The following is a 6,282-nucleotide window of genomic DNA, read 5'->3' as shown; positions in this document are numbered from 1 at the left end:
GCTTTGTTGGAACTGCCGCCGTTGCGTTTGAATTCGCGTTCTTCTTCGGCGGTGGTGACGATCTCGTCGACTGCCGCGCTGACGTCATCGATCGGGGCTTGATCGGGTTCTGGTGCGTCTTCGGCTGCAGGCTCAATCACGGCCTGAATGCCGGCAGCGACAACCAGCAGCTGGGCCAGCAGGGCTTTCAAAGCCGTTGCGGTAGCTTCATCCATTGGGGGTTTGCTCTCGGTTGGGGTTTGCGGAGTGGTTTCGGCGGCGGTGTCGTCAATGCCGAAACGCTTGAACAGGCGGGTGAACATGCCGACAAGGCGACCAATCTCGCCCTGCGCTTCGGTTTCGCGCAGCGGGCCGAGTTCTTGGGATGCGGCGTAGTACGCATCGCGGCTGGTGCGACTGGAGAAGTAAAGTTCCTGCGTGCCGACGCTGGCGGGTTCGTCGGTGACGGCGATACCGGTCATGTAGGCTTTGCCACGGCCCCGGAAATTCGGCTTGATCTCAATGCTGGTGAACAACTTTTCGCCGGCGTCGTTCAGGCGCAGCAGCTTGTCGTTCGGCTTCAGTTGCGCTTCCAGTGCGACTTGGCCAGGTTCCAGATCGTCGCCCTCCTCGACCAGGCGCACAGCAAAAACCGTCCCGTGAGATCCGAACCAGCGTTCGTGTTCACACCAGATAACAGCGGTATACAAAGTCGGCGTGTAGGTCTCGGCGATGTCGCGCAGTTCCTGGGGAAGGATTTCGCGGCCATCGACGGTCGGGCCGCTGGTGGCTACACGTTTCCAGTAGGAGACAAGGGAACGGGGCATGAGTGGTGACTGCGCTCAATCGTTGAATGAGCCGCCACGATAGGGAGCCGTTTACCGCCAAACAAACGGTTGAAATTCAGGGTTCTCCTATTTTCGAGAGATAGGCGGATCGCAGCATTTAACCTCGCGTTTCCGGGGTTTTCGCCGCATAGACTGCGGCCCATGAACTACCCGACCGAAGTTAAAGAAGCAGCAAAACGCCTCTACCTGCGCCGCTGTTCGGTGAAGGAAATACAGGCGCATTTGAAGCTGCCCAACATACGAATCGTCTACTACTGGATCCGCCAAGGCGGCTGGGACGAGATGCTGACGGATGAAGAACCGTTGAGCGCGGTCAACCGGCGAATCACCCTGATCCTGGAAAAGATCGATCCGCTGACGAAAGCCGAACTGGACGAACTGGAGCGACTGACGGGCCTACTTGAGCGGCTGAAAAAACTTGCGGCCAAGCCTGCACAGGCTGCGCCGTCGGACGCACCGGGGGAGCCTCGCGAACGCCAGCCTGGTCAACGTCGTGAACGCGGCGAAGGCGGCGCCAAGAAGCGCGAAAAGAAGGCCAAGAACGACGTCGGCGGCCTGACCGAAGTGGACTTCCTCGATAAATTCATCTCGAAGATGTACGGCTACCAGAAAGAGCTGTTCGAGGCGAAACAGAACCCGCTGACACGCCGCGTCCGGAACATCCTCAAAAGCCGACAGGTCGGCCTGACCTACTACTTCGCCGGCGAAGCGTTCATGGACGCCGTGTTGAGCGGTGACAACCAGGTGTTTCTTTCGGCCAGCCGATCGCAGTCCGAGATCTTCCGCAGCTACATCATCCAGTTTGCCCAGCAGTGGTTCGGCATCGAGCTTACGGGCAACCCGATCACGCTCAGCAACGGTGCCGAACTGCGCTTTCTCAGCACCAACAGCAGCACCGCCCAGGGCTACCACGGCCACGTCTACGTGGACGAATACTTCTGGATTCGCGACTTCGAAAAACTCAGCACCGTGGCCAGTGCTATGGGCACACACAAGAAGTGGCGCAAAACCTATTTCTCGACGCCCAGCGCCGTGTCGCACCAGGCGTACCCATTCTGGTCGGGCGATGAGTTCCGCAACAGCAAACGCGGCAAGAAGGCCGGCGGTGTGTGGCCGAGCGAAGCGGCCTACACACAGGGCGCGCTGTGTCCGGACGGCCAGTGGCGCAAGACGATCACCCTAGACGATGCGATCGCCGGCGGCTGCGATCTGTTCGACCTGGAGCAGCTGCAGCTGGAGTACGACGAAGACAAATTTCAGCAGCTGTTCTACTGCAAGTTCATCGACAGCACGCAAAGCGCATTCAGCCTCAAGGATCTGGAACGCTGCTATTCGGATCTATCGTTGTGGGAGGACTACAACGCGGAGCTGGATCGACCATTCGGCAACAGCCCTGTCTGGCTTGGCTACGACCCAAGCCGCACCCGCGACGACGCCACCTGTGTGGTCATCGCGCCGCCACTCGAACCCGGGGCGAAGTTCCGCATTCTGGAGAAGCACAGCTGGCGTGGCCACTCGTTCACTTACCAGGCTGCACAGGTCAAGAAGCTGACCGAGCGTTTCAACGTCCAGCACATCGGCATTGACGTCACCGGCGTGGGTTACGGCGTGTTCGACTTGGTGCGCGACTTCTACGCCAAAGCGACGCCAATTCACTACAGCCTTGAGGCGAAAAACGCACTGGTGCTCAAAGCCCAAGACACGATCCAAGGCAGTCGCATCGAGTGGGACGCCGGCTGGACCGATATCGCCCAGGCCTTCCTGACCATCAAGCGCGGCGCCACCAACAGTGGCCAGATCACCTACAGCGCATCGCGTACCGAAGCCACCGGTCACGCCGACATTGCCTGGGCGGTGATGCACGCCCTGTCCAACGAACCTTTGAACACCAACAAGCGGCGTCGCAGCCGCTACGTCACGAGTAACCAGAGCAGCCATGACCAACCGCAAGCGCAGAAAGCAACACGTAGCCCAACCAACGCAGCAACCGATGCGCTCGTTTACGTTCGGGGAGCCGGAACAGGTGCTGTCCGGCAACATCGGCGAGTACGTGGGCGTGTTCCCCAGCGACGACGGCAAGATCTACAAACCTCCGGTGTCACGGGCTGGTCTGGCCAAGCTGCTGCGCGCCAACGCGCACCACGGCGCCATTCCAAAATTCAAACGCAACCTGCTGTTGCGTGAGTTCATCCCTTCGGCCGGCTGCAGCACTGAGACGATGGGGCGCGCCGGGCTGGACTATATGGTGTTTGGCGAATCGTATTTCTACAACGACACCAATGCGTTCGGCCAAGTGCTGGAGCTGCAGCACCTTCCGGCCATCAACATGCGGGTAAAGGTCGACGGCGGTTTTGTGATGCTGCTGCCCGACAACAAGGAAATGGAGTTCGAACAGCACGAGATTTCACACGTCCTGGACTACGACGTGGAACAGAATATTTACGGGATCCCGGATTACTTGGGCGGTCTGCAGGCGCTGCTGCTCAATGAGGCCGCCACCCTCTTCCGCCGTCGGTACTACAGCAACGGCGCGCACGCCGGTTACATCTTCTACACCAACGATCCTGATCTGACCGAGGAGGACGAAGACGAGCTGCGCGCACAGATCAGTGCCAGCAAGGGCGTGGGCAACTTCCGCTCGATGTTCGTCAACATCCCCAACGGCAAAGAAAACGCGATCCAGATCATCCCCGTGGGTGACTTCCAAGCGAAAGACGAACTGGAGAAGGTGAAGAACATCACCCGAAACGACGTTATCGCCGCCTGGCGCATGAACCCGGCACTGGCCGGCATCATCCCGGAAAACACCGGTGGTTTCGGAGACATCGAAAAGATCGATCGCGTGTACACCAGCAACGAGATCCGGCCGATCTGCCAATTGTTCAACCAACTGAATGACAAGCTGCGAGAAGACAGGCGCTTTAGCTGGAAGCCTATTCCTGAAGCAGTGGATACCACTACTTGAACAACCAGACGGAGAGAAAGCCACTACATATTGTGGCAATATGGTGGCGATCAGCTGCCCCTGGGGAGGGACACAATGAGAGTTGTATGCAATTGCGGACACAAGGGCCGTATTGCCTCGCGGGAAGAGGTAACCAGAGCCTTTGTAAAACTGTACTGCCAGTGCCTGGACGCAAAGTGCGGGCACACATGGGTGGCAAATCTGACGTTCTCGCACACGCTCAGTCCGTCATCGCAGACATTCGAGCGGATGTTGATCGATCGCTTGCGGGAAATGCCCCGAGCGAAGCAGCGGGAGCTTTTCGAGCAGTTGGGATCGCAGGCGGTGGCGTAGCTACAAACCGCCAACGCTATAGCGCCGGCGATCGGGATCATTCAAGGAATGACGGTCAGCCCTCAACTTTCTCCTTCGGGTTGATTGCCAGTATCTCGGCCACGCGACGAACCTGTTGCTGTTCAGTGCGGCTCAGCCGGCGATACAGATCGATCAGTCGACGCTCAATGTCCGTGAGTACGGTAGTTTCCGACCCGGCGTGTTCGAGGTTGATGTGATCGTTCTTCTTGCGATCCAACATGCTAACTACTCCATAAAGTGCATTGCTGAATGGACTTTATGGGGTGTGCGCAACTGCATTGGAATAAGAGATACCCCAATGACTGTGCGGGATTGTTGCGAGTTAAGACCGGTGCCGAGCGACGTCGTCGGCCATCGCTTCAAGGATGCGGCGAATAGCCTTCTGATCGTCTTCCGGAATGCTTCGGAACTGCTTAATCAGACAGTCTTCGGTTTGGTTCAAATCACTTTCAGCAAGGTTTGTACGAACACCTGTGAGGATGTAAGGAACGTCAAAGCCGAACTGCAGCGCAACCTTGCTCAGATACGGAGCGGGAGCATCACTTGTCCCTGCTTCGTAATTCGCTTGGGTTCGCTTCACAACGCCAATTGCTTCGGCAATCTCACCCTGTGTCATGCCGCAGCGCTTCCGCTCTTCCTGCAGGCGAGAACCAATTTCTTCAGAAAGATGCAAAATCATTCATCCCAAATATTTACAAATGCATCAAGATGCATCATTCTGCATTTCACACCACATGAAATTGCATGGATTTGCACTATGCCGAAGATGAGTATCAGCGAGCAAGCCCGCCAGAAAGCGCGGAAAGCTTTAGTAAAGCGCGGGCAGTCCGCGAAAGACTTTGCACTTCTACATGAATTGAGTCCCAGCACCGTATACGCGGTGCTGAGTGGCCAAAGCCAGTGTCGCCGTGGGGAGGCACACCGAGCCGCAGTATTACTCGGCATCAAAGACGGTGTGATCGAACAGTAATCGCGGCGCTCCACAGGGAAAAGTAGAAGTTGAAAAGTCCAATCCTAGACACTCGCAAAGAAGTCATGAGCGAGATCATCCGCAGTTACACAGGCGGACGCGAAGCCGCTGCTGCGCGCTTGGGTCTGAAGCTCAAAAAATTCGACAACCATGCCTACGAAAATGCTGGTTGCAGTCCCCTCAGCGACTTACAAGTTTTCATGCTCGAGCAGGACTGTGGAACTCAGCACTTCCCCACTTACGTCGCCTCGATGTATGGGGGACTGTTCGTACCGGTGGCCGATCCTGAAACGCTCGACAATGTCGAACTCTACAAACGCTCCGTGCAGGTTTCAGCAAAGCGAGGGTGTGTTGATCAAGCAATTGCCGCCGCTCTTGAAGACGGTTCGATCAGTGATGAAGAAGCCGAATTCATCATGGACGCGCATAACCTCCACGTAGCAGCAAGGCACGCAGAAGTGCTGGCTGCCATCGCTCTCTACCGCGCAGGGAAGGCTCAATGAACAATTTGTCCGCAGTACCGGAATACCAGGATGTCCTGCAGAGCGCCGCGCTGGCGTTTCTTGAGCGTCACCACTGCGAACACCTGAGCGACGATCAGCAACTGTTCAGCCGGGCTGTTCAACACCTGGTTGCAGACTATGACGTGCAAACGCAGGTCGCTGAAAAAATCGTTCACCTGGCAGGCACCACCATGGTCGCCGTTCGCGATCGGCAACGCCTGAACATCCAGAGCAGCACGTCGACGCACACCGTGATCGTCGATCCCGTCACCGGCCGACAATGGGCCGTACCGGTCAGCCTCATCTATGAGCGAATCATCAACGCGCCGGACCTTGGCCGCTTTCGCTTAGCCAACTCGTAACACCAACCCCCACACAAACGCCTGCCCCACACCCCGTGGGTTTGGGTGAGCTGCGCCCGAAATCGAGGTTTCAAGATGGGAAACGCCGTAATTCTGACCACCCAGTTGCCACCTGCAGAGGCCGAAGCACTTCTGGCTGCGATGCGTGAGCAGTACCGCTTGAGCCTCAACGACTACTGGTACGCGGATGAATACCGGTATGTCCCGCAAGAAAAACGGCACAGCTCAATCCTCGAAAGAACTCCGGTGATGGCCGCCCAGAAACGCCTGATGGCCGCCCTCTCCCTCAGCCTCAAAGCAG

10 protein-coding genes are annotated in these 6,282 nt (G+C 57.4%); 7 read left to right on the top strand and 3 right to left on the bottom strand.

Annotation, left to right across the window (positions count from 1 at the left end):
* On the bottom strand, positions 1-806 hold an 806-nt coding region (locus tag FGA82_RS31615; RefSeq protein ID WP_141130103.1), incomplete at its 3' end, for a GPO family capsid scaffolding protein.
* Positions 807-968: 162 nt separating this feature from the next.
* Between FGA82_RS31615 and FGA82_RS31610 the strand changes: the two genes are divergently transcribed.
* The 3 genes from FGA82_RS31610 (at position 969) to FGA82_RS31600 (ending at position 4,125) form a co-directional block, all read left to right on the top strand.
* Positions 969-3,011: a terminase large subunit domain-containing protein gene (locus FGA82_RS31610; protein WP_141130102.1), complete on the top strand. Its 2,043-nt coding sequence runs from the start codon at positions 969-971 to the stop codon at positions 3,009-3,011.
* On the top strand, positions 2,923-3,792 hold the full coding sequence (locus tag FGA82_RS31605) for a phage portal protein (RefSeq protein WP_171057402.1): 870 nt from the start codon (positions 2,923-2,925) through the stop codon (positions 3,790-3,792). Before FGA82_RS31610 ends, FGA82_RS31605 begins: the two co-directional genes overlap by 89 nt.
* A gap of 75 nt (positions 3,793-3,867) precedes the next feature.
* Positions 3,868-4,125: an ogr/Delta-like zinc finger family protein gene (locus FGA82_RS31600; protein WP_064392752.1), complete on the top strand. Its 258-nt coding sequence runs from the start codon at positions 3,868-3,870 to the stop codon at positions 4,123-4,125.
* 55 nt (positions 4,126-4,180) lie between these two features.
* On the opposite strand, the gene FGA82_RS31595 is transcribed toward FGA82_RS31600, so the two are convergent.
* Together FGA82_RS31595 and FGA82_RS31590 are read right to left on the bottom strand one after the other, a co-directional pair.
* Entirely contained in the window at positions 4,181-4,366 is a 186-nt protein-coding gene (locus FGA82_RS31595; protein WP_141130101.1) for a hypothetical protein, read from the bottom strand.
* A gap of 102 nt (positions 4,367-4,468) precedes the next feature.
* Entirely contained in the window at positions 4,469-4,825 is a 357-nt protein-coding gene (locus FGA82_RS31590) for a helix-turn-helix domain-containing protein (RefSeq protein ID WP_249384313.1), read from the bottom strand.
* 78 nt (positions 4,826-4,903) lie between these two features.
* Here FGA82_RS31590 and FGA82_RS31585 point away from each other — a divergent pair, with 78 nt between their 5' ends.
* The 4 genes from FGA82_RS31585 to FGA82_RS31570 form a co-directional block, all read left to right on the top strand.
* The gene (locus FGA82_RS31585) at positions 4,904-5,116 is read left to right on the top strand and encodes a DNA-binding protein (RefSeq protein ID WP_141130099.1); all 213 of its coding nucleotides are present in this window, start codon (positions 4,904-4,906) and stop codon (positions 5,114-5,116) included.
* A gap of 29 nt (positions 5,117-5,145) precedes the next feature.
* Entirely contained in the window at positions 5,146-5,619 is a 474-nt protein-coding gene (locus FGA82_RS31580) for a YmfL family putative regulatory protein (RefSeq protein WP_141130098.1), read from the top strand.
* Positions 5,616-5,981, top strand: a complete 366-nt coding sequence (locus tag FGA82_RS31575) for a hypothetical protein (protein WP_064392759.1) — start codon at positions 5,616-5,618, stop codon at positions 5,979-5,981. The genes FGA82_RS31580 and FGA82_RS31575 overlap by 4 nt, the downstream gene beginning before the upstream one ends.
* A 75-nt stretch (positions 5,982-6,056) precedes the next feature.
* A partial coding sequence (locus FGA82_RS31570) for a hypothetical protein (protein WP_141130097.1) occupies positions 6,057-6,282 on the top strand: 226 nt, incomplete at its 3' end.

Origin of the sequence: Pseudomonas fluorescens (assembly GCF_005938625.1) — a bacterium.
In the GTDB taxonomy this organism is placed as follows: Bacteria; Pseudomonadota; Gammaproteobacteria; order Pseudomonadales; family Pseudomonadaceae; genus Aquipseudomonas; species Aquipseudomonas fluorescens_BD.
The sequence above is the reverse complement of the archived record's forward strand: the minus strand, read 5'-3'. Positions and strand labels throughout refer to the sequence as shown.